Raw genomic sequence first — 2,628 nt, forward strand, 5'->3', positions numbered from 1 at the left:
GAGATGCCCCCTCCCCCGGCCCCTCCCCCGCAAGCGGGAGAGGGGAGAACTGCTTGGAGGAGGGAGTGTTAGCATCCTAGGGAGGCTTCGCGGCGGCAAGCTCGCGAGGGCTACGCCGCGGCGCTCAGGTGTTGCAGATGAACTCGCCGCGGATAGCACAGCCGCGGCACCCTGCGCAACCTTCGGCCATTGCGCGATCGGCACGATATGATCGGACGCAACCCTGCTTCGCGTTTCCAAGGCCAGCGTCGAATACGAAGAAGCCCCTCCGTGCGATCGCGGAGGGGCTTCGGACCGCTTGTCGGCAGTGGCGTCCGGTCGAATCAGAACTGCTCTTCCAGCGTCTCCGCGGCCTTCTCGCGCACTTTCCAGTACCAGGGGCGGTCGCGCCACTCGCGCAGGTTGATCTGCTTTGCGTGCGACAGGTCCACCATGTACGCGCTGTCGATCTGGGCGGCGAACTGCGGGTCCAGGATGCCCAGCACGTTCTCCTGGTTCAGCTCGTCGGAGCGCACGTCCATGTTGGCGGAGCCGACCACGGACCACTGGCCGTCGACCGTGACGGTCTTGGCGTGCATCATGGTGGGCTGGTACTCGTAGATCTTGGCGCCGGCGCTCAGCAGTTCGTCGTAGTAGCCCTGGCCCGCCCACCGGATCGACTTGGCGTCGGTCTTCTCGCCGGGGACGAGGATGCGCACGTCCACCCCGGCGCGGGCGCGCTCGGCCACGATGCGGCGCGCCTCCTCGTCCGGCACGAAGTACGAGCTGGCGATGTACAGCCGCTGGCGCGCCGACGCGAACGACATCCAGAACACCTTGCGCATGGGGTGGTTCTCGCTGCCCGGCGACCCGATCACGTTCACGTGGTGGCCGATGTAGTCGCCCGGCCGCACCGCCGTGGCGTTCGGGTAGAACTGCGGGCCCACCAGCATCTCGCCCGTGTTGCTGGACCAGAGCTGCGAGAACACGTCCTGGAGCGACCGGGCCAGCGGCCCGGTCACGCGCACCATGCTGTCGCGCCAGTGCTCCTCGCTGTCGGCGTTACCCATCCACTTGTCCGCCACGGCCTCGCCGCCGGTGAAGCCCACCTCGCCGTCGATCACGATGGCGCGGCGGTGGTTGCGCTTGTGGAAGCGCGTGAGCTTGCCGAAGGTGAGCGGGCGGAAGGTGGAGACGCGCCCGCCGGCCCGCTTGAACTCGTCCAGCCGCTTGTCGTCCACCTTCATCCCGCCCAGCCCGTCCAGCATCAGCCGGACCTGCACTCCGGCCCGCGCCCGCTCGGTGAGCGCGGCGAACACCGCATCGCTCGCCTTGCCCGGCTCCCAGATGTAGACCATGAAGTCCACCGTGCGCTTCGCCCTGCCGATCTCGGCGATCACGGCGGGGAAGAAGGTGGCGCCGTTGTTCAGCATCTCGGCCCGGCCGCCCTCGCGGATGGGCGCGCCCACCGTGCCCGACACTCCGTCCAGGAACGCCTGCGAGTTTACCGGCGGCACCAGCGTGGCGCGCATCCGGTCCGGCCGCCGGCCCAGCGACGAGAAGAGCGAGACGATCACGCCCACCGTCGTCACCAGGCCGATGGTGAAGAAGAGGATCATCCACCAGCGATACTTGCGTTCCTTCTTGGGCATGGATTTCCGCCGAAAGTTGCGGGGTCAGTGTGCGCGGCCGGAACCAGCCCGCCATCGGGAGCCGCCCACTCGCTCGGCGCCTCCCGTCCTGCGATCTCTGTCCAGACGTGCTCGGACATTGACGTCACCAGCCTGTCCGGCGATGCGGAGCGGTGTTACCGGCCGCGCATCTCCCGTGCGGTCACTCGGGGCGGCCCTGGCCGGGCGCCAGGGTGACGCGCGCCAGCAGGGGGTGGTGGTCGGAGCCGAACACGCGCCCCCGGTCGGCCGCGTCCTCGTCCAGCCGCGTGACCTGGATGGCGCGGATGCGGCCGTGGAACGAGTGGAAGAGCACGTGGTCCAGCAGGAAGCGGATGGGCCCGTTGAAGGTGTGCGTCCACGTGCCGACCTTCGTGGCCTCGGTGAACCCGGCGCGCAGCACCGCCTTCACGGCGGGGTCGCGCGAGCCCAGCGGCGTGTTGAAGTCGCCGCCCACGATCACGCCGCCGTAGCCGTCCTGCCGGATGATGCGCTTGGCCAGCTCGCCCGCCTGCGCCGCGCGACCTGACCCGAAGTTCCAGAACAGCCCGCGGCCGGTGGGCGGGCGGCCCCACGTGTCCAGGTGCGTGCTCACGAACGTAAGGTCGTCCAGCCCCACCAGCTCCGCCGCCACGCTCACGCGGCGCTGCTTCACGTACGGCAGCGCGAACGCGTGCGAGCGGTGGATCGCCATGGTGGAGAGGATGGCGTTGCCGCGGTCGCTGCGCTCGGCGCCGTTCCGCATGGACGGCGCGTAGCGCATGCTCAGCCCCGCCTGCGCAGCCATCTGAGCGATGCCCGTCTGCCCGCCGTGCACGATCAGCCCGCCGGTGTACGGGCCGGTGGGGCGCTCGGGCACCGTGTCGTCGGCGCGGTAGGCTTCCTGGGCGAGGATGACGAGGGGGCGCGACGGGTCGTTCCCCGCTCCGCCGAACTCGCCCGCCCGCAGGCGCGCCACCAGCTCCGGCAGGCGCCCCGT

Annotated in this window: 2 protein-coding genes; both read right to left on the reverse strand. The window is 70.1% G+C overall.

All coding sequences use genetic code 11. From position 1 onward, the window contains the following. Positions 1 to 323: 323 nt before the first annotated feature. Positions 324 to 1,631, reverse strand: a complete 1,308-nt coding sequence (locus VFE05_09545; GenBank protein HET6230299.1) for a phospholipase D-like domain-containing protein — start codon at positions 1,629 to 1,631, stop codon at positions 324 to 326. A 181-nt stretch (positions 1,632 to 1,812) separates the two neighbouring features. After that, positions 1,813 to 2,628 (reverse strand): endonuclease/exonuclease/phosphatase family protein (locus tag VFE05_09550; GenBank protein ID HET6230300.1); only part of this gene is annotated, 816 nt, incomplete at its 5' end.

It is taken from the genome of Longimicrobiaceae bacterium, assembly GCA_035696245.1.
Lineage (GTDB): Bacteria > Gemmatimonadota > Gemmatimonadetes > Longimicrobiales > Longimicrobiaceae > DASRQW01.